Origin of the sequence: Acuticoccus sp. MNP-M23 (assembly GCF_031195445.1) — a bacterium.
Taxonomy (GTDB): domain Bacteria; phylum Pseudomonadota; class Alphaproteobacteria; order Rhizobiales; family Amorphaceae; genus Acuticoccus.
Genome location: NZ_CP133480.1, coordinates 444879 through 465414, shown reverse-complemented (window position 1 = coordinate 465414; position 20536 = coordinate 444879). Strand labels below are relative to the sequence as shown.

Genomic DNA, 20536 nt, shown 5'->3' with positions numbered 1-20536 from the left:
CAAAACTGGAACAGGCTGGAGCGTACGCTTGGCGCAGGGCGTCACACGAAGACCCACTGTGTAGCACATGGGCCTCAGTAAGTCCGCAGGAACGCTGATGATCAGGCTAGCCGTGGCCTTTCGAGCACGATGGTGCCTAGGGGCGGGCTGAGCCGGACCGGTCGATTTCGTCAGCGTTTCTGCGGGTTTCCGATGCCCGGGCAGAGTTATCGTGTAGCACCCATGCGTAGCGCCATCACGCGATCTTGAGAGAGGGCTGCCATAAGCGATCGTCACAAGATGCAGGCAGTTCGCGCACCCACGATCGACGCGCTCGGCGCAGGTTTGCTCACTGATTTGCAAATTGCGCCAGAGCGAGCCTGCTAGGCTCCACCACCCGTTTCCCTATGCGAAAAAAGGTTAAATAATTCAAATCATTAAGAACTATAGAGCAGCGAGTGCGTACCCAGCTGGATGAGTATTCAGGGGCAGTGCTGTGGCGGTGCATCGTTGACAGTGCATCCGATGCCATGCCTAAAAGCCGAGTAAGATGCGACAAGTGGGGGGCAATGGAGGACCTGATATACGAGGCGGCCGTTTTTCCTGAGAAGTGGCCAAGAGTTCTGGATCAACTTTCAACCAAAGTCTCGGCTGAAGGCGGTGTACTGGCCAATATCAGCGATCCGACGTGTCCCTGGTCCTCAAGTGATGGCGTCAGAAACCTCTACGATCGCTTCTTTGCAGGCGGATTGGCCTATAACAATGCACGAACGAAGGCATTGCGTGCCAACCGCCACAATGGCTTCATCAGCGACGCTCTATATCTGGGCGAAAAATGGATGTCGCAGCAGGAAATATACCATGATTTCTTGTGGAGACATGGATTTGGTTACTCAGCGGGAACGACGATAAGAATTCCAAGCGGGGATATCATTGCATTCTCGATTGAAAAGAAACGTCAGCTCGGCCCTGTCCCGCAAGAAGATCTCGACATCCTCGATCGTTATCGGCCGCATCTGGCCCGTGCCGCGCTTGTTTCAAGTCAGCTTCAGTTCGCCCGTCTGGAGGCTGCACTGCAGGCTTTGCAGATCGCGAACCTTCCGACCGCAGTGATCGGTGATAACGGCCGAGTTGTTGACTGCAACGCATCCTTTCTCGGCCTTTCTCCGCAGATTGTAGTGCAGGCCCGAGACAGTCTTCGTTTTCGCGATGAAACGGCGAACATTTATTACCGAAGCGTTGTTGAGCGGCACAGGGCGTGGAACCGCAGGCGGTCTGCGCAAGGTCATTCCTTTCCCATCCCGGCCGGAGCGGGCGCCTCGCCAGCGATCGTCCACATCGTTCCCATCGCAGGTTCGGCGCGGGAAATATTTCTTCGCACCGCGTTCTTTGTCATCGTGACGCCCGTTGAATGGAACCGGGCTTCGGCTGCTGAAATGATACAGGGCATCTTCGATCTGACGCCAGCAGAGGCCAAGGTTGGAGCAAGCCTTGCGCGCGGCGAAAGCGTGCAGAGCACGGCGGTCGACTTCGGTGTGAGTGTCGAGACCGTTCGCTCGCACGTGAAGTCTCTGCTCGCCAAGTCGGGAATGGAGCGCCAGACCGATTTTGTCGCGACCATGGCGTCAGTTCCGCCGATCAAACCCTCTTAACCTGCCTACATAAATCCTCGCCTCTTCCCCAATGTGGGTGACGCCAAGCCGCTTGTTCGCGTGTTGACTTGGATTGTCGCCCAGTCGGGCGAGAACATGAGGGGCCACAATGCGTTACACGATTCTGGGATTGGCTTTGGCAGTTGGATTGGCGGGATGCCAGAGTGTTTTGAAGAGCGAGCCTGCAGCAGGGACACTGGCCACCGGTGAAAAGGTGCTTGTCGATGACGGCAGTTGCCCGACCGGCTTGGTGAAAGAAGTCACGGGTTCTGTGCCGGGTGTGCCTCGTCAACGGGAATGCGTCCCGGCGCCGTCCTGAGATGTACAGACCCGGACGTTGATGGTGCAGTCTTCTCGCAGGAAAGAAATGATCCGCTATGAGATAGGCTCTGGGTCATACACTCGTTAACGGTATCGTTCGCATTCGCTGATTCCATCGCCGGCATCGGGCGGCGATGGAGCAGTTGCGGCGATGGCAAGGTTTGATCTGACGGACACGGAATGTGCGGTGATCGAGCCGCTGTTTCCGGCCGATGTGCGGGGCAGGCCTCGGGTGGACGCCGCAAGGTCCTTGCGGGGGTCTTCTGGCGGCTCATGACCGGTGCTCCATGGGCAGACCTACCGGGCCGCTATGGCTCTCATACCATCTGGTGCAATCACTTCATGCAATGGCGAAAACGCGGCATCAGGGATCGTATTTTTCAAAGCCATATCCCGGGCTTGCGACGGTGACTTGCCGATGATCGATTCCTCGTCGGTCCGCGTCCACCAGCACGCGGCCAACGGCAGATAAGGGGCCGGAAGGCTTTGGGTACGAGAAGTCCGAACGAGCAGCTTCATTCTTCTACAACCCCGTGAGTGGGACAGAGCGAAGTGAGGTGCTCCCGTGAATGCAAGCAGCCACGGCACCCAGCGCCGCGCGGCTGTGGTCTTCGCTTTTTCGCGATCAGGGGGCTGCCGAAAAAACGCGTCGCGAAGGATCGCCCGTGCCTCTTCATCGGTGAAGCCCTTCGGTCTGGTGCGATCCTTACGCAGCGCGCGGCCGGCCTTCACGTTGACGCTTTCAGCAGGGTTCTGGGGGAGCATGTCGTTCGAGACTGCCCATCCTAACACGGACTTCGGCGCGGCGAGGTCGTTGTCCTTCACCGTTTTGATCGAGATGCCCGCTGCAAGCCGGTGGTCTTTGAACCCGATGACATCGGCCGTGACCCGGGCGGCATCATCGTGACCGAGGAATGCCTTGAGGTGCCCGAAGGACGTGCGCCATGCGCTTCGGGTGCTTCTGGAACCACCGGCCGCCTGTGCTTCCCGCCATCGTGCCTCGATCAAGGTGATGAAGCTGATGGTGGTCTTCTTCGGTGCTTCCGGCCTGGGAGCTGCTTCAGGAATTGCCGGGAAACGCTCGGCATCCGGGTCAGGCCGAAAGTCGCCTTGGGCATGGCGGGTGACTTGCCGGGTCGCTTGCGTGAATGCCCGGCCGATCTCTCTGATCGGCATCTGCCTGGACGCCGCATCGACGACCAGACCATGGCGGGCGAGAACTTCGTCTGCGGCCGTGCCGAGCCACTGTTCCAGCGAGGCGCTGACATTGCGGTGTTGCAAGAGCGGAAGACCATTCGGCCCGGAAGTCGGCCTGCTTCGGACCAGCGATCCGGCTTCGGCCTTCTCGTTCAAGGACGTGAATGCCTCCCACACCTCCACCGGGCCCGGATCGTCGCCGAAGCCTTCTACGAGATCGCGATAAGCCTCTCCGGCGAGCGACACCGCGTGGCGCAACGTGAGGCGCTGCTCTTCACCTGAGCGAAGGGTCTCCCACACTGTGTTGAGGTGGTCGAGTGCAGCAGCCTGCCGCCGCTTGGCTTCAGCCGGATCGCGGGTGTCCAGCGAGAAGCCGACTTCCAAAGCCTTCGGGCCGACAGTTTTGTGCAGGACCTTGTCGCCAACGGTAATAGCGACCTGTTGGCCCCTCGCTTTGGAGAGGACATCAGCCGGAATGCGCTGTCGGAGATTGAAGACGCTGGAGCGCGAGCGCCTCGTAGGCGATGGCATGTGAAGACCCACTGTGTAGCACCCGTGTGTCGCACATGGGCCTCAGTAAGTCCGCAGAAACGCTGATCTTTAGGCGAGCCGTGGCCTTTCGGGCACGATGGTGCCCAGGGGCGGGTTCGAACCACCGACACTGCGATTTTCAGTCGCATGCTCTACCAACTGAGCTACCTGGGCGCGGTGCTTTCGGGCACCGGAGGCCGGGTTATAGAAAGCTTCCCCGGCGCTGTCTAGGCCCGTGTTTCGCTGAAATCAGGATCAATTACAAGAGCCGCCTGCCGGGGCGTCGTCAGGCGGAAGGGGCGGCGGCGGTGGCTTCCAGCGGAGCGCCTGGCGTGGCGTCCAAGGCTGGCTGCGGGGCGGACTGCCGTTCGGCCGCGAGTTTTTCCACAGCTGCGCGCAGCAAGGGGTTCTCCGCAAGAACGGCGCGGAAGGCGCGACCGTCCAGAACGAGAAGTTCGCCGTATCCCAGCATGGTGACGTCGGCGGAGCGGCGCGCACCGGAAAAGGCGGCAAGCTCGCCCACAACCGACCCGCGGCCGAGCCGGATCAGCGCCTTGCCGGTATCCACCTCCACCGCGCCCGAAGCGATGAAGTAGACCGTGTCGCCCCGCTCGCCGCGCCGGATGATGGATTCGCCCGGCACCACCACGCGGGTGCGCAGGTAGGCCGCTATGGCCTTGCGTGACTGGGCGGGCAGTTCGGCAAACAGGGCCATTTGCGCCACCAGCGCTTCCTTGTCCACGCGCAGGTCCAGCCGCAGCGCGCCTTCGAGGCGGCGGTTGGAGCGCCGCAGCTCACGGTCCAGCGCCGACAGCAGCTCGGCGCCGATCAGGCCTTCCTGGCGAAGCATCCGGTATTCGCGGTGCTCGCGCTGGAGGGCGACGCGCTCCAGAAAGCGCTGCTCAAGCGCGGCAGCATAATGCGGATATTGCAGCGACAGGGCGTCCAGCGCGCTCTCCAGGCGGCTGCGCCGACGGGTGAGGATGCGGTGGCACACATCCGCGATGCGGGTGCCGAGCACGGGCGCGATCCGTTCGGTGGCAAAATCGCTGACCTCGCGGATGACGAGGCGGCGCACCATCAGTGTCTCGAAGCGGTGGGCGAGGGCAGCGGACATCGGCCGCCGCGTGCCCAGAAGCCGTTGGAGAACGAGCGCTGCGCGAAAGGCCCAGCCGAAGCGGAGGGCCCGGTTGGCCGAGCGCAGATAACCAAGCCGTCCCCCCGCGCGCGCTGCCTCACCCATGCGAAGCGCCTCGCGGTTGAGGAGCGCTGCGACCTTGGGCGACACGATGGTCGCCTCGCCATGGCGGCTGAGCGCGGAGCGTTCGGCCTGTGCCAGCACCACCAGCGCCAGTTCCAGCCGCGCCTTGGCGGCCGCTGGCACCTGCACGGCCTCCTGGTTGAAGCCTGTGGCGCGCAAGAGGGCGCTTGCCGCCACGTCGGCGCCAATGCCGTAGGCAGCGGCAGTGCTTTCCACCTCTGCGCGGGCAGCGTCTGCGGCCAGGGCTCTGGCACCGGCGCCAAGATCCCGGTCGAACGCGGAGAGCTTGTGCAGGCCGAGCCAGCGCGTCAGAGGGCGCAAGGTGAGCCCGTTGACGAGGATCGTGAACAGGACGAACGCCGTCGACAGCACCGCGATGAACTGCTTGGTCTCCTCGCCGATGGCGTTGTGCTCGGTGACCGACAGCGCCAGCAACAAGGTCAGCGCCCCGCGCAAGCCCCCCCACCACAGGAGGACGCGGGCGCGGTGGCTGATGGTCTGCGCCAGGGCAGCCCGCGGCACCAGTGGCAGGAAGCCCCAGAGGACCACCGCGCGCGCCGCAAATGCTGCCGCGATGAGAATCACTGTTGCCAGCGCCATCTTCAGGGTGATGCCGGCCAGAAGGCGGGGCACCAGAAAGGCGCCGAGAACGAAGATGAGCGAGTTGGACCAGAAGGAGAGCTGTTCCCAGATGTCGCGGACATGGCGCCAGGCGGCGGGGGCGCGCCCGTCGCGCGAGCGGGCGGCCGTGACCAGTCCGGCGGCGACCACGGCCATCGCGCCCGAGATGCCGAGCGCAGTCTCGCACAACACATAGGCGATGTAGGGAAGGGCCACGGTCACGCTGACGAGGGCCGCGCTGTGGTGGCGGGTGAGCGCCATCAGGCCTGCTGCGGCAAAGCCGATGGCAGCGCCGGCGAAAAGACCGCCGAGCCCGTTGACCAGAAACACCACGAAGCCGGCGCCGAAGGTGACGCCGCTGCCCGACTGGACGGCGTTGAGAAGGATGGTGAACAGCGCGATGGCCGCGGCGTCGTTGAAGAGGCTTTCGCCCTCCACAATGCGCGTGAGGCGGCCGGGCGCGCCCACATCGCGGAAGATGGAGAGAACGGCCAGCGGATCGGTGGTGGAGACGATGGCGCCGACCAGAAGGCAGACCAGAAGCGGCTCGGCGCCCAGCGGCGCCAGCGCAAACCCGACGGCAAACGTGGACAGGCACACGGCCACCACCGCGAGAAGGATGATCGGCGCGGCATCGTCCAGCATTCGCCGGGTGTCGATCTTCAGGGCCGCATCGAAGAGGAGCGGCGGGAGGAGGATCAGCGTCAGCGCGTCCGCGGAGACCGGCAGGTCGGCAAACAGGGCGGCAAGCGGGGCGAACACGGTCATCTGGCCGAACGCGACGATGCTGCCCAGAAGGATGCCGAGCGCGGCAAGTACAATGGATTGCGGCAGGGAAAGACGCTGCGCGCCAGCCTCCACCAGCGCGATGAACACCAGCAGGACGGAAACTGCAGCAAGGATAATGGGCAGCGACGTCATCGAGCGACCAAAATACACGAGCGGGTCACCGATGCCATGCCGCTGGCCGCCCTACACGTTCATTGCCATTGCGGGCCGGTGTGCCGGCCGCGGGGCGAACCACAGACCGGCCGCGGCATCGCCCGGTTGCCGCCGCGGCTTTTTCTTAGCTTAAAAGAATGCCCGGGGCGAACGGGATGGCGCATTTTACGCAAGTTCGCCCCAGGTGCCAGTTTTCTGGCCGCAGACTGGCAGCCCAAGGCGCGGCCCGAAAATCCCTTGCGCTGCGTAAGCCTTCAGCCGGCCCGGCGCGCGACGGACGTGCCGAGCCTAATCAGGGGCCGCGCCCTAGCCGAGGTGCTCCTTGAAGAAGGCGATGGTCCGCTCTTCGGCAAGTTTGGCGGCGTCCTCGTCGTAGCGGGGGGTGGTGTCGTTGTGGAAGCCGTGGTTCACGCCCTCGTACATTTCCATCCTGTAGTTGGTGCCCGCAGCGTCCAGCGCCTCCTTGAAGGCGGGCCAGCCAGCGTTGATGCGTTCGTCGAGTTCGGCATACTGGATCAGCAGCGGCGCCTCGATCTCCGACACGCTGTCAGGCGCAGGCTGGCGGCCGTAAAACGGCACGCCGGCGCCAAGTTCCGGGTAGGCCACGGCAATGGCGTTGACCACGCCGCCACCGTAGCAGAAGCCCACAGCGCCCACCTTGGTGGTGTCGTCGTGCCCGTTCAGAAACCCGAATGCGGCGAAGAAATCGTTCATCAACTTGGTGGTGTCGAGCTGGCGCTGCATTTCGCGCCCTTCGTCGTCCGTGCCGGGATAGCCGCCGAGCGGGGTCAGCCCGTCGGGCGCCATCGCGATGAAGCCGGCCTTGGCAAAGCGGCGCGTCACGTCGCGGATGTAGGGGTTGAGCCCGCGGTTTTCGTGGATGACGAGGACGGCGGGGAGCGGCGTTTCAAGGCCAGCCGGTCTGACCATGTAGGCGTTGATCTCACCGTGCCCGTTGGGCGAGTTGTAGGTGATCTCTTCGGTTGTGATCGACGGGTCGTCTTCGGCGACCTGCTGGGCGAGCGCGTAGTTGGGCGACAGCTGGTTGAGGAGCGCCGCCGCGGTCAGTCCGCCGACCGCAAACTTGGCGGCCTTGTCCATGAACTCACGCTTGGTGAGCTTGCCGTGGGCGTAATAGTCGTAAAGGTCGAGGAGTTCCTGCGGGAAATCCTTCGCCGTGCGTCGGTGTTCCGGGTTGATGGCCTGCATCTGGCATTCCTCCTGTGGTGGTCGCCGAAGGGCGTTGCACGGGATGATGCCCGATTGCTGCGCCTTTGCTACGGGCGGCGGCGAGATGACGCGGCCAATTCTCGTGGAATGCGGCAAATATTCAGAAAGAGATTTCCTTGAAGCGCCGTGTCTGCTCGGTCAGCGCCAGCTCCGTCGGCAGGCGTTCCATCGACGACGCGCCGTAGAAGCCATGACAATTTTTCGTGTTGCGCAGGACGAAGTTGGCATCGTCCGGCATGGCGACGGGTCCGCCGTGGACGAGGACGATGGCATCCGGGTTCACGGCAAGCGCGGCGCCGGCCCAGCGGTCCACCACCGCGGGGCAATCGTCCAGCGTGAGGGCGGTGTGGGCGCCGATGGAGCCGCCGGTGGTGAGCCCGAGGTGAACGACGATAATGTCCGCCCCGGCCTTCGCCATCGCCTCAGCATCGGCTTCGCCGAACACATAGGGCGTGGTGAGAAGGTCCTTGCCGGCGGCCTTCTCGATCATCTCCACCTCCAGCGCAAATGACATGCCGGTCTCTTCAAGGTTGGCGCGGAAGGTCCCGTCGATCAGCCCCACGGTGGGAAAGTTCTGGACCCCGGAGAAGCCGGCGCGCTTCACCTCGTCCAGAAAATTATCCATGTTGCGGAACGGATCGGTGCCGTTGACGCCGGCCAGCACCGGTGTGTTCTTCACCACCGGCAGGACTTCGGCCGCCATTTCCATGACGATCTGGTTGGCATCGCCATAGGGCATCAAGCCCGCGAGCGAGCCCCGCCCGGCCATGCGGAAGCGGCCGGAATTGTAGATGACGATGAGGTCGATCCCGCCGGCTTCCTCGCACTTGGCCGAAAGGCCGGTGCCCGCGCCGCCGCCGATGATGGGCACCCGGCGTGCCTTCATGTCCTGAAATTTTGCAATCAGCGTGTCACGGGCAATCATTCTGCGTTCCTTCGGATAGGGAAAAGGTCCGGACGCACAATGCGTGACGCCGATCACAGCGCGTGCCACCGGTCCCGGCTAACGTCCACCCACCAAAAGGGAAGGACGCGGACATGACGGGCATTTCTTCGCGCAACGATTTCAGCATTCTCGTGCCGGCCGCTTCGTTGTTGGTCGGCCTTTCCAAGGCGCCACCCGCAGGCCGCAAGGCCGGAACATGCGGCGAGCATGTCGATGTCCGCGGTTGATGACGGCGCGACCCGGCCCGCGGTGCGGTGGCCGGGCGATACGCCGACCCTGTCCGAACGAGATTTGATCGGGCTGATTGCCCGCGTTCTGGCAATCGGCATTCTGGTAGTGGCGTTGTGGGGCGCTGCCAGTGCGCTGGGGGGCGCGATGCTGCCGCAACCAATCTCCGCGGTGGCGCCACACTAGACTGCGCCCGCAGACACACGGCACGTCGTCCACTAGCCGGCCCTGCGTTTTTGCGCAGCGCCGTGGAGGGCGCGGTAGGCTTCGGTCAGCGCAGCGGCAAAGGCGGGATCGTTGATGTTCTCCGGACGGCGGATCAGCTGTCGGTTGGCCGTCTGGCGGACGGTTCTCGTCAATGCATCGAACAACGCCTTGTCCGCCGCGGGGTCGTGAAAAGGCTGGCCGGGCTTGTCGAGCGCCGAAACGCCGCCTTCCGGCAGGAAGAACCGCACCGGCCCGTCCATCTCGTTCAGCCTCTCGCCGATCCAGGTGCCCATCTTCGCGTTTTCGTCCGCGGTGGTGCGCATCAGCGTGATCTGCGGGTTGTGGTGGTAAAGGGTGCGGCCGCGATAGCGCTCCGGCACCGTTTCGGGGGCGGCAAAGTTCACCATGTCGAGCGCACCGCAGGCGCCGACATAGGGCATCTTGGTGCGGATGAACGCGCCGAAGCGGTCTTCGGTGGCGGGAAAGACGCCGCCCATCATCATGTCGCAGATTTCTGTGGTGGTGACATCGATGACGCCCTGCACCAGCCGGTCGTCCACCAACTGCTCCATGGCCTGCCCGCCAATGCCGGTGGCGTGGAACACCAGGCAGTCGTGGGTCTTGGCCAGCGCCGCACCGATCTGCTGCACGCAACTGGTCGTCACGCCGAACATCGACAGGCCCACCGCCGGCAGGCTGCCGTCGGCTTCGATCTCACCGGCGGCCACCATTCCGGCAAGGCCGTGGGCAGCGTTGGCGAGAACGCGCCGGGTGAGGGCGTTGAGGCCCTGCACGTCGGCCACCGAGTGCATGATGGTGATGTCGGACGCGCCCACATACTGGCGCACGTTGCCCGACGCGACGGTGGAGACGATCAGCTTGGGGATGCCCACCGCAAGGCGCCGCATGGCGGGCGCCAGCATCGCAGTGCCGCCTGACCCGCCGGCGCCGATCACGCCCGCAACGCCGCTCTGGCGGCTCATCCAGCGCTCGAACGCCTCGGTCATGCCGGCCACCGAGCGGCCGCGGTCCTCGGTAAACACGGCCGATGCGCCGCGCGGGTGATAGGCGGCAATCTGGTGCGCCGGAATTTCGGCGCCCGAGTGCTTGCCGGACGTGGAGAGGTCGGCCAGCCGGACCGCGAGGCCATGGCCTCGGATGATGTCGCGGATGTAGCGCAGCTCTTCGCCCTTGGTGTCCAGCGTCCCGGCCACGATCACCACCCGCTCGCCGGGGGCGGCGAGGGGGCGCAGGTCCGCCTCCACGGTGCGGGCCGTGGCCTCGGACACAGTGCGCGCGTTATGCTCGATGACGCGGACCGGGACTGCGCGCGACCACCTGGTCGGCACCGACGGGTTGGAGACATAGACCTTCGACGGCCCGGTCTGCTGCACGGCGGCGGTGGCGGCCTGCTCTTCGGGGGCGGGCGTGTCTTCGTGGGCGACGCGGCCGACGCCGAGGAGGCGCTGCTGCAGTTCGCGGTCGGCGGAAAGCTGGCCGGCATCCAGCAGCCGGTCGATCCGGCCATTGACCATGATGGCGACCCGCGGCGCCACCTCGGTCGCAACACCGATATTCTGCTCGATGACGAGGACGTGCTGGGCTTCCTCGCCAAGGCGGATCAGCATTTCCTCCACCTGGGCGACGATGACCGGCGCCAGCCCCTCTGTCGGCTCGTCCATGACGAGGAGCTTGGGGTTGAGGAGGAGCGCGCGCGAGATGGCGAGCATCTGCTGTTCGCCGCCCGAAAGCTGGCCGCCGCCATTGTTCTTTCGCTCGCCAAGCCGCGGGAAGGTGGCGTAGATCCGCTCCGGCGACCACTGGCCGCCCGGCACGGCAATCATCTTCAGGTGCTCGTCCACCGTGAGCGAACGCCACAGCCGGCGTCCCTGCGGCACATAGCCGACACCAAGGCGTGCAATGTCGGTGGAACTCTTGCCGAGGATCTCCTGCCCGTCGAACCGGATGGAACCCGAGGAGGGGACCAGACCCATGATGGCCTTGCACAGCGTGGTCTTGCCCATGCCGTTGCGGCCCACAACCGACATGACGCCGGACTTGAGCGTGAGGTCGACGCCCTGAAGCGCGTGGCTTCGGCCATAATAGACGTTGAGGCCGCGCACTTCGAGGATGGGCGCGGCGGGGCGTGCCTTGGGATCAGCCATCGCGTCGCCTCGCGCTGCCGCTTCGGCGCGCCGCATGCGCAGCCTTGGTCCGGGTCTCAGTGGCCGCCATGGGCGCCTCCGAGGTAGAGCTGCTGGACTTCCTCGTCCTCCTCGATTTCCTGGGGGAGGCCTTCCTTGAAGATCTTGCCGTTGTGCATCATCGTCACCCGCTCGGCGACCCGCAGCGCCACGTCCATGTCGTGCTCGATGATCATGTAGCCGATGTGCTCGGGAAGGCCGGTGAGGATCTCGATCAGCTCCCGCCGCTCGGTGGGGGAGAGGCCCGCCGCCGGCTCATCGAAGAGGACGAAGCGGGGCGCACCCGCCAGGGCAAGCGCGATTTCGAGCTGGCGCTGCTGGCCGTAGGAGAGGTTGGCGACCAGCGTGGCGCGCACGTCGGTCAGGTGCACCGCGTCGATGAGGTTCCGGGCGCTTGCCATCAGCGCATCGCTGCGGCGGGGCCGGATCATCGAGAAGCGGCCGCGCGAGACGCCCCGGCAGGCAAGGTAGACGTTGTCCTCCACCGACAGGCCGGCAAACAGCAGCGAGATCTGGTAGGTGCGGCGAAGGCCCCGGCGGATCCGCTCGTAGGGCGGAAACGCGGTGACATCCTCGCCGAACAGGCGGATGGAGCCGGCCGTCGGCGGAAAGTCGCCGGTGATGCAGTTGAACAAGGTGGTCTTGCCGGCACCGTTGGAGCCCAGCACCGCGCGCCGTTCGCCGGGCGCAACGGTGATGGTGATGTCCTCCAGTGCCCGCAGTGCGCCGAAAAAGCGCGAGACGCCGCGCAGTTCCAGCGCGTTGGCAGTGCCGGTGGCGGACAGGCGTGCGGCAACAGTGTCAGCCATCACGGCGTTCTCCGGTCACGGGATCGCGCCGCGCGCGCTCGCGAAAACTCTTCCAGATACCGAGGAGACCGTCCGACGAGAAGAACACCACCACCAGAAATCCAAGCCCGATCAGAAGCTGAAAGCGTTCGCCGCCAAGGCCCAGCGCCACCAGCACGTCGATGGCAAAGGTGCGCAGGAGGACGTAGAGGAACGCGCCGAGATAGGGGCCGATCGGGTGGGCAAGGCCGCCCACAACGGCAATGATGAGAATGTCGATGGCGGGGCCCACAGCAATGGTGCCCGGCGAGACCTGCCCGTTGAGCCACACCAGAAGTACGCCCGCCACTGCCGCAATCAGGCTGGCGAATGCGTAGGCCGCGATCCGGTGCATGGTGACGTTGAAGCCAAGGGCCGCCATGCGGCGCGGGTTGTCGCGCACGCCCTGAAGGGCAAGGCCGAACGGGGTTCGCGACACATACGTCACCGCCCAGTAGGACACGAGCGCGATAGCCAGCGTGAGGTAGTAGAACGGCGCCGGATCGCTCCAGTCGACCCCCCAGAACACCGGCGCGCGGACCTGGTTCATGCCGGAAAAGCCGTTGAACAGCGTATAGTTCTGCCGCACCAGGTAGAACATCGCCGCCGCAATCGCGAGGGTGATCATGATGGTGTAGATGCCCTCGGTGCGCACCGCGAGCGCGCCGGACAGGGTGCCGAACAGCACCGCCACGAAGATCGCCACGGGCACCGCAAGCCACCACGGCCAGCCGAGCGAGATGGTGTCCACCGCCGACATTCCGAAGATTGCGGTCATGTAGGCGGCAACGCCGGCAATGGTCATCTGCACGAGGCTGACCATGTTGCCGTAGCCGGCCAGGAACATCAGCGACAGGGCGATGGTGCCGAGGATGAGCGCGTAGGAGACGATCTGGCGCAACACGAAGTCGCCCGCGATCACCGGCATGATCAGGAGGATGAGGCCGATCACCGCGAAATGGAGCGGGATGCGCGTCACGTCCCACCACTGGCCGCCGACATCGCGCCCGGTTGTATCGCGCTCGGTCACGGCCATCTCAGCGCTGCACCGCAATGAGGCCCTGCGGCCGGAAGGCGAGCACCAAAACCATGATAAGGAACGTCAGCACCACCGAATAGGTCGGCGCGTAGACCGAGCCGAACTGCTCGGCAAGGCCGATGATCAGCGCGCCGAGCGCAGCGCCCGGAATGGAGCCCATCCCGCCGACGATCACCACCACCAGCGAGGCGAGGAGAAAGCGGATGTCCTCGCCGGGTGCAACGGACTGGAACGTGCCGCCGATGACGCCGGCAATGCCCGCAAGGCCGGCACCGAAGGCAAACACCAGCACGAACACGCGCTGGATGCGCACGCCGGTGGCCGACAGCATCTCGCGGTCGTCGACGCCTGCCCGCACCAGCATGCCGATCTTGGTGCGGTTGAGCGTCAGCCACATGCCGACGCCGATGGCGATGGCGGCAAGGAAGATGACGAGGCGGACGATGGGGTAGGTGAGGTAGATATATTCGCCGCTGCGCCGGGAGATGCCGGTGATCAGCGGCAAATCGATCGGGCCGCTCAGCCATGTGGGCGTTTCGATGGTGTAGAAATCGCCGCCCCAGATCCACAGCATGATGTCGGCCAGCACCAGCGAAATGCCGATGGTGACCAGCGTCTGCTTGAGGTCCTGCCCCTCCATCCGCCGGAACACGACGATCTGAAGGAGGATGCCGAGGACGGCGACCACCAGAAACGACACCACGAAGGAGAGGAGCCACCAGCCGGTGAGATTGGCCGTCTCGTAGCCGATATAGCCGCCCAGCATGTAGAGCGAGCCGTGGGCAAGGTTCACGTTCTTCATGAGGCCGAAGATCAGCGTGAAGCCGGACGCCACCAGAAAGTAGAGCGCGCCCAGCGTGATGCCGTTGAAGAGCGCGTTCAGAAAGATCTTCTTGCGGCCGACGAGATCTTCCAGCCCGCCAGGCCACGGCGCAAAGATCGCCCACAGGAGGATGGCCGCGGCCAGCACCCAGATGGCAGTCAGGATCGGGTGGCGCTCGGCATAGCGGACCATTCCTTCCCGCATCCCTTCATCAACATTCCACAAGGTCGAGGTGGAAGGTAGCCGAGCAGGGCGCCGGACAGCATACCCCAAAGTCTTGGTTTTTCGGAGAGGTTCCGGCGCCCGCCAATTCAGCCCGAGAGGACTGATGCGCGGCGGTAATCTGTGGGTGCCATGCCGATATTGTTGGAGAAAAAGCGGGTGAACGAGGCCTGGCTTGCAAAACCGAGGTCGAGACCGATGGAGGTCACCGGCTCCTCGGAGCGGGTCAGCCGGTCGATGGATCGCTCAAGCCGCAACGTGTTGAGGTACATGTTGGGCGTGAGGCCGATATTCTGCCGGAACAGCTTGTAGAAATGCGGGCGAGAGAGGCCGGCATCGCGGGCAATCCGGTCGAGCACGCAGGCATCCGTCACGCGCTCGTTCATCAGGCGCATGGCGTTGCGGATGCGGTAGTCGCTGAGGCGCGGCCAGAGCGAAGGGTCGCGTGCCAGGACCGGCGCCTTCTGCCAGGTGCTCTCGAAGGCGCTGCCTGTGAGTTCGTACAGATAGCCCGGAAAGCGCTCGCCCATATGGCCGTCGGCCATCATGTCGGAGACGATCGCCACGAGGCGGGTGAGGTTGGCATCCAGCACCACACGCGGGCTGCCGAACCGCATGGCGTTGCCCGGCCCGCTCGACTGTTCCTCGAACCAGCGCGGCGAGATGTACAGCGTCAGAAAGGTGCCGCCGCTGCCAAAGTCGGTGGGGCGAAAGTCGTGCGGCTCCCAGGGGCTGATGGCAGCGCCGCAGCCGGCGTCCATCAACTGGCGATGCCCGTCGATGTCCACTATGCCGGGCATTCCGGCCACATGGAAGATGAGATGCCCCTCCCTGTGGGCATGGGGTGCAAGTGGCTTGTTAAGGCGATACAGCGCGGCGCGACCGAATGCGCCATGGAAGACGGCAAGCGCCGTGCTCATGGACAGAAACCTCCCCGGGGAAAACGGCGCCTTTGGCGCTCTTGGGGGACAGTCCAGCACTCTGCAGCGAGAGTGTCAAAGCCACATTAGCCTTCAACCATTGTAAAAATATCTATTTGTTTTGAATGCCCACGGATCTGGACCGGTGCAACCGCGCGCCAGTCCTTGGCTCTCATGCCGGGAGACTCGACCACTGCGCGGGAGGCAAGAATTGCGGTGCCGGCAATCTTGTTGGCGCTTTCCAGACGCGCGGCGACATTCACCACATCGCCGATGACAGTGAATTCAAGCCGCGCGTCGTCCCCCACCGTACCGACGAATGCTTCGCCGGTGTGCAGGCCGATGCCGATCTCGACGGGCGGAAGACCGGTTTTTTCCAGCGATTGCGACCATGTGTGCATTGCAGCCAGGATCTGGCGGGCTGCACTGGCGGCTCTGGCAGGATCGTCCGCGCGGGGCTTGGGCACACCGAACACGACCAGCGCGCCATCGCCGATGAACTTGTCGATGACCCCTTCGTGGGCGTCTGCGGCGGCCGCGATGTGGGCGCGAAAGTCTGACAGGAAGCGCCGCACCGCATCGGGTGCCATGGTTTCGGCGCGCGCGGTAAAGCCGCGGATATCGACGAACATCACCGTGACCGCCTGCCGCGAACCGGCCCGCAACGCGTCGGCGGACTGGGTTTCGATGAGGTTCGCGATCCTGGCGGGGAGAAAGCGTGTCAGAAGCTGCCGCCGGCGTTGGTCATTCAGCGCCTGGATCAGCCGCTTGCGCGCCCGCATCACGGCAAGGCCGAGGACCGCGCAGAAGGCGGCCAGCATGGCAAGGCGCATGATGTTGGGCGGTGCCATGAAAAGTTGTGCGTGCAGCATCTGCGGCGGCGCTGCCGTGCCGAGGAGCAGGACAAGGCCCGCCAGAAGGATCGCACTGCCGTAAAGCTGCACCGCCCAGTTGTAGCGCAGCGCGTTGAACGCGACGATCAGCGGCACGAGGAAGAACGAGGGGAGGGCGAACAGCAGCGCCGGTTCGGTGCTGGTGTTGGCAAGAGCGGTAAAAAGGCTTGCCAGTACATAGAGCGCGTCGGCGGTGACGAAGCCGAACGCAAACCAGGGCCGGTAGCGTCTGCGGTTGGACAGGTACACCGCAAGCACGCCGATCCCGATGAACAGCAAGATCGTGACGCGTGCGATGATCTGCTGGTCGATGAGCGTGACGTCCCACGAAGGCATGCTGCCATCGATGGCCACATTGAAGACGGCCATAAACACCAGGCCGATGGCGATCCGCAGACCGCCGATCAACCGTTCCGCGCGGCGCTCCGCATCCTCGATCAGCGCGCGGTGGGACGGATCCATCATCATCGTCTCCGGTCCCGGTCGCGCGCCCTGCTAGCGGGTCGACAGGGTGCGGGAGACGGCGTCGTTCCAGGCCTCGATCAACCCGTCCCGTTCGTCGGCGTTCATCTTCGGCTCGAACCGGCGGTCCCGTGCCCAGCTTTCGGCAAATGCCTCCTGGCCGGGCCACACGCCCACATGGTGCCCGGCAAGCCATGCCGCGCCGAGCGCCGTGGTCTCGCCGATCACCGGGCGGTCGACCGGGGCGGCCAGCACATCGGCCAGCCGCTGCATCGCCCAGTCGGATGCTGCCATCCCGCCGTCGACGCGCAGCACCGTCTCGCCCGCCTCGTCCGACCAGTCCTTGTGCATTGCGTCGAGCAGGTCGTGGGTCTGGAGCGCAACGCTTTCCAGAGCGGCCTTCGCGAATTCTGCCGGGCCCGTGGCGCGGGTGATGCCGAAGATGGCGCCTCTGGCGTTGGCATCCCAGTGAGGCGCGCCGAGGCCGACGAAGGCCGGCACCAGCACCACATGCTGGTGCGGATCGGCATTTTGCGCCAGTTCGCCGGACTGGGCGGCATTCTCGATGATGCCGAGCCCGTCGCGCAGCCACTGGACCGCCGCGCCCGCAATGAAGATCGCGCCCTCCAGCGCATAGTGCGTCTCGCCGCCAAGCCTGTAGGCGATGGTGGTGAGGAGCCGGTTTTTGGAGGTGACCGGCGTGGTGCCGGTGTTGAGGAGGGCAAAGCAGCCCGTGCCGTAGGTGGACTTGACCATGCCGGGCTTGAAGCAGGCGTTGCCGATGACGGCGGCCTGCTGGTCGCCCGCCGCGCCGCACACCGGAATGGCGGCGCCGAAGATGGCCGGATCGGTTGTCCCGAAATCGGCCGCATTGTCCTTGACCTCGGCCAGCATCGCGCGGGGGATTTTCAGCATTTCGAGAAGCTCGTCGTCCCAGTCCTGCTTGCGGATGTCGAACATCAGCGTGCGCGAGGCGTTGCTGATGTCGGTGACGAAGGCGCCGGTGAGGCGGGCAATCAGGTAGGTGTCGATGGTGCCGAACACCGCTTCGCCCTTCTCGGCGCGGGCGCGCAGGCCGTCCACGTTGTCGAGGAGCCAGGCAAGCTTGGTCCCGGAGAAATACGGGTCGAGGAGAAGGCCGGTCTTCTCGGAGACCATGGGCTCCAGCCCGTCCGCCTTCAGCTTCGCGCAATAATCGGCGGTCCGGCGGTCCTGCCACACGATGGCGCGGTGGGCAGGCTTGAAGGTTGCACGGTCCCACACGGCCACGGTTTCGCGCTGGTTGGTGATGCCGATGGCGGCAATGTCACCGGCTTCGAGCCGCGCTTCGTTCAGCGCCTGGCGGATGGTGGCAAGGGTAGTGGACCAGATGTCCTCAAGGTCGTGTTCCACCCAGCCGGACCGCGGATAATGCTGGGTGAATTCCTGCTGGCCGACGCCGATGATCCGCTGCGTCCCGTCAAATATCATGGCGCGGGTGGATGTGGTGCCCTGGTCGATGGCGAGAATGGGAGCAGACATAGCGTCCTTCCGTGACAATCGGCGCGAGGCTCAAGCAACGTTGCGGCGCTGTCAAACAAATCAGCCATTTGACAGTGGCGGCCAAGCCGTTTTCCATCGCGGCCCAAATCCAGCAAGGACCCGTCTGATGATCCGCCACATTGTTTTCGATATCGGGCGCGTTTTGATCCGCTGGGACCCGGAGATTCCCTACCGCCGCCTCATCGCCGACGATGCGCGCCGCGAATGGTTCCTGGCAAAGGTGTGTTCCTCCGCCTGGAACAAGGAGCAGGATCGCGGCCGCAGCTGGGCCGAGGCCGAAGCGGTCCTGATCGCGCAATATCCGGACGAGGCCCCGCTGATTCGCGCCTACCGCGAACACTGGTCCGAGATGGTGCCGGGCGAGGTGGAGGGCACGCGCGAGATCTTCGACGGCCTTGTCGCAGCCGGCCTCGACGTGACGATGCTGACGAATTTTGCCGAAGACACGTTCCAGATTGCGCAGTCGCGCTTCCCGGTGCTGACGCGCAGCCGCGGGGTCACCGTGTCGGCTGCCGTGGAGATGGTGAAGCCGGACCGGGCGATCTACGACCACCACGTCCGCACGATGGACATCGACCCGGCCCAGACGCTGTTCTTCGACGATATGGTGGAGAATATCGACGCGGCGGAGGCGGCAGGCTGGCATGCCCGCCACTTCACCACTGCGGCGCAGATGCGCGCCGACCTTGGCGAACTTGGCGTGCGTTTCTAGCGGCCAGCGTGATAGCTGCTGGCAGAGCGCTGGCGCCACCGTACGCGCGGCCATCTACAGTGAGGCGAGTATTCGATGGATTCCGGCGTTTCAGCCTATTCCCCCCAACTGCGGGAAGAATTGTTTGGCCCCGGCGCGGATCCCGACCAGTGGCCGGTCACCCCGGTCATCCCGAACGAAGGGACGGTGTTTGCCGAACGCGGTGCCGGCAACCTTGACCGAAAGCTTGAGATCCTCTGGGCAGAGTTTCAGTCCAGGCCGATAATCTGCTGGATTCACGCCGCGCTGACGGTGCACATCCGCCGGGGCATCAATGCAGAGATCAACGCGGCTCGCTTCTTCCGGCTGTGGGAGCGGCACGGCGACATCCTGTTGCGGGAGCTTGATTCACGCTGGCTGGTCTCTGCGTGTGACACCATCATCGACATCTCCAAAGATCCAGCGCAGCGGGCGCTGGCGCTGAACGGCTCGATGCTGGTGAATACGGTGAAGCTCTACGAGACGGAGCGGATCCTGATCGGCCAGGAAGCGTCGCCCTACAAAATCAGCGAGGAGAGCCGAACGCTGTTCGATGGGATCAGCAAATTCGGTGCCGGCAGAGGCAACATGATCCTGCATCTGCAACAGCGGATGCTCGATGTTTCGTCCGATGGAAGCCTCGCCGCTTCACTCGTCCGGGAGCTGGCCAGACGCTTGGCCCGGCACGATACGGTGTTCAGGCGGTTTGCGGCGATCCATACCAACGACAAGACACGCTGGGCCTTTCTGGCGAAGCGCGTTGCCGTGTTCAACGACACCGCTTCAAGCGGTCACTTCGGCTGCGTCGCGGTCATGTCCACGCTTGAGAGGCTCGTGCATGATTCCAACGCTTCCATCGTCTACCGGCATCCGGTGGGAGCCGGGTGGCAGGACGATCCCGCAGCGCTGGCGGCGATTGACGATGCCGACATCGTCATCGTCAACGGTGAGGGGTCGATCCACCACAACAATGCCCGCGCGCGGCAACTTGCTGCGATCGGACCATACTGTGCCAGGCGCAGCAAACCGGCCTACCTCATCAACACGACACTGCACGAAAACAATGCGGCAGTGATGGCAGACGTTGCCGCGTTCGACCACGTCTGGGTCAGGGAGACGGCCTCATCGCGGATTCTCGCCGATCTCGGTATCGCGCATGGCATCTGCCCGGACCTCAGCATGCTTTCGCGGTTTGGGCCGAAACCCGCAAACCGGGGGCGCATTCTTCTGGTGGATTCGGTGATCCCGCAGGTGACAGCGCGACTGGGGCGGTTGGCCGCAAAGCGCGGTCAGCCGCTCGCGACAATGACGAGCGGCGCAAAACGGGGCGCGATCCTCGGCGCATTGCCGCAGGCGGAAAACAACAACCCGGTTGGCCGTGAGGATATGGTCACTGTGCTGGCGGAGGCTGAGGACCACCTAGCCTTCGGCCAATACATGGCGGGGTTCAACCGCATCGTCACGGGGCGGTTTCACGCCGTGTGTTTTGCCGTCGCCATGCGCATCCAGTTCCACGCCATCCCGTCAAACACGCCGAAGATCGAAACGCTCATTGCCGATATCGGCCTCAACCCGGCGAGGATCGCTGGTCTCACCGGCGGCCTGCCGCGGCCGTTGCCATTCAGCGAAGATGAACTGGCGGCAATCGGCCGCTATCTCGCCGATGCTGAAAAGGCCGCGCAGGACATGGCCGGCCGTATTTTCGCATGACGCGGCGGCAATCTCAGCCCGCCGGCTGAACTTTGCAGATCACGCTACG

Annotated in this window: 15 protein-coding genes, 1 tRNA gene and 2 pseudogenes; 6 read left to right on the top strand and 12 right to left on the bottom strand. The window is 64.6% G+C overall.

What is annotated here, in order from left to right; genetic code table 11:
* The first annotated feature begins 548 nt into the window (after nt 1-548).
* From RDV64_RS02185 to RDV64_RS02175, 3 genes and pseudogenes are all read left to right on the top strand, one after another.
* Nucleotides 549-1631: a hypothetical protein gene (locus RDV64_RS02185; protein ID WP_309197648.1), complete on the top strand. Its 1083-nt coding sequence runs from the start codon at nt 549-551 to the stop codon at nt 1629-1631.
* Nucleotides 1632-1740: 109 nt separating this feature from the next.
* Complete coding sequence (locus RDV64_RS02180; protein ID WP_309197647.1) at nt 1741-1950, top strand: DUF6719 family protein; 210 nt, start codon at nt 1741-1743, stop codon at nt 1948-1950.
* A 153-nt stretch (nt 1951-2103) separates the two neighbouring features.
* Nucleotides 2104-2412: pseudogene (locus RDV64_RS02175) on the top strand (transposase); the annotation flags it as partial.
* A 1031-nt stretch (nt 2413-3443) separates the two neighbouring features.
* On the opposite strand, the pseudogene RDV64_RS02170 reads toward RDV64_RS02175, so the two are convergent.
* From RDV64_RS02170 to RDV64_RS02150, 5 genes and pseudogenes are all read right to left on the bottom strand, one after another.
* A pseudogene (locus RDV64_RS02170) lies at nt 3444-3680 on the bottom strand (DUF6538 domain-containing protein); the annotation flags it as partial.
* Between the two features lie 98 nt (nt 3681-3778).
* Nucleotides 3779-3854 (bottom strand) — tRNA-Phe (locus RDV64_RS02165).
* Nucleotides 3855-3966: 112 nt separating this feature from the next.
* Nucleotides 3967-6483 (bottom strand): cation:proton antiporter, encoded by a 2517-nt coding sequence (locus tag RDV64_RS02160; RefSeq protein ID WP_309197646.1) that lies wholly within the window; start codon nt 6481-6483, stop codon nt 3967-3969.
* 327 nt (nt 6484-6810) lie between these two features.
* Nucleotides 6811-7713 carry a YghX family hydrolase gene (gene yghX / locus RDV64_RS02155; RefSeq protein WP_309197645.1) on the bottom strand — a complete coding sequence of 301 codons (903 nt, stop codon included), beginning with the start codon at nt 7711-7713 and terminating at the stop codon, nt 6811-6813.
* A 121-nt stretch (nt 7714-7834) separates the two neighbouring features.
* The gene (locus tag RDV64_RS02150; protein WP_309197644.1) at nt 7835-8659 is read right to left on the bottom strand and encodes a phosphoenolpyruvate hydrolase family protein; all 825 of its coding nucleotides are present in this window, start codon (nt 8657-8659) and stop codon (nt 7835-7837) included.
* Between the two features lie 234 nt (nt 8660-8893).
* Here RDV64_RS02150 and RDV64_RS02145 point away from each other — a divergent pair, with 234 nt between their 5' ends.
* Nucleotides 8894-9094 carry a hypothetical protein gene (locus RDV64_RS02145; protein ID WP_309197643.1) on the top strand — a complete coding sequence of 67 codons (201 nt, stop codon included), beginning with the start codon at nt 8894-8896 and terminating at the stop codon, nt 9092-9094.
* A 32-nt stretch (nt 9095-9126) separates the two neighbouring features.
* Here RDV64_RS02145 and RDV64_RS02140 read toward each other — a convergent pair whose 3' ends face one another.
* From RDV64_RS02140 to glpK, 7 genes are all read right to left on the bottom strand, one after another.
* Nucleotides 9127-11280, bottom strand: a complete 2154-nt coding sequence (locus tag RDV64_RS02140; protein WP_309197642.1) for an ABC transporter permease — start codon at nt 11278-11280, stop codon at nt 9127-9129.
* Between the two features lie 56 nt (nt 11281-11336).
* On the bottom strand, nt 11337-12128 hold the full coding sequence (locus RDV64_RS02135; protein ID WP_309197641.1) for an ABC transporter ATP-binding protein: 792 nt from the start codon (nt 12126-12128) through the stop codon (nt 11337-11339).
* Nucleotides 12121-13182, bottom strand: coding sequence for a branched-chain amino acid ABC transporter permease (locus RDV64_RS02130; RefSeq protein WP_375143786.1), 1062 nt, complete (start codon nt 13180-13182; stop codon nt 12121-12123). The genes RDV64_RS02135 and RDV64_RS02130 overlap by 8 nt, the downstream gene beginning before the upstream one ends.
* Before the next feature lies 1 nt (nt 13183).
* Nucleotides 13184-14200 (bottom strand): branched-chain amino acid ABC transporter permease, encoded by a 1017-nt coding sequence (locus tag RDV64_RS02125; RefSeq protein ID WP_309197640.1) that lies wholly within the window; start codon nt 14198-14200, stop codon nt 13184-13186.
* A 119-nt stretch (nt 14201-14319) separates the two neighbouring features.
* Nucleotides 14320-15150, bottom strand: a complete 831-nt coding sequence (locus tag RDV64_RS02120; RefSeq protein ID WP_309197639.1) for a helix-turn-helix domain-containing protein — start codon at nt 15148-15150, stop codon at nt 14320-14322.
* 86 nt (nt 15151-15236) lie between these two features.
* Nucleotides 15237-16508, bottom strand: coding sequence for an adenylate/guanylate cyclase domain-containing protein (locus tag RDV64_RS02115; RefSeq protein WP_309197638.1), 1272 nt, complete (start codon nt 16506-16508; stop codon nt 15237-15239).
* A 30-nt stretch (nt 16509-16538) separates the two neighbouring features.
* On the bottom strand, nt 16539-18026 hold the full coding sequence (gene glpK / locus RDV64_RS02110; protein WP_309197637.1) for a glycerol kinase GlpK: 1488 nt from the start codon (nt 18024-18026) through the stop codon (nt 16539-16541).
* Nucleotides 18027-18153: 127 nt separating this feature from the next.
* Between glpK and RDV64_RS02105 the strand changes: the two genes are divergently transcribed.
* The gene (locus RDV64_RS02105) at nt 18154-18759 is read left to right on the top strand and encodes an HAD family phosphatase (RefSeq protein ID WP_309197636.1); all 606 of its coding nucleotides are present in this window, start codon (nt 18154-18156) and stop codon (nt 18757-18759) included.
* A 75-nt stretch (nt 18760-18834) separates the two neighbouring features.
* Nucleotides 18835-20487, top strand: coding sequence for a polysaccharide pyruvyl transferase family protein (locus RDV64_RS02100; RefSeq protein WP_309197635.1), 1653 nt, complete (start codon nt 18835-18837; stop codon nt 20485-20487).
* Nucleotides 20488-20536 lie beyond the last annotated feature (49 nt).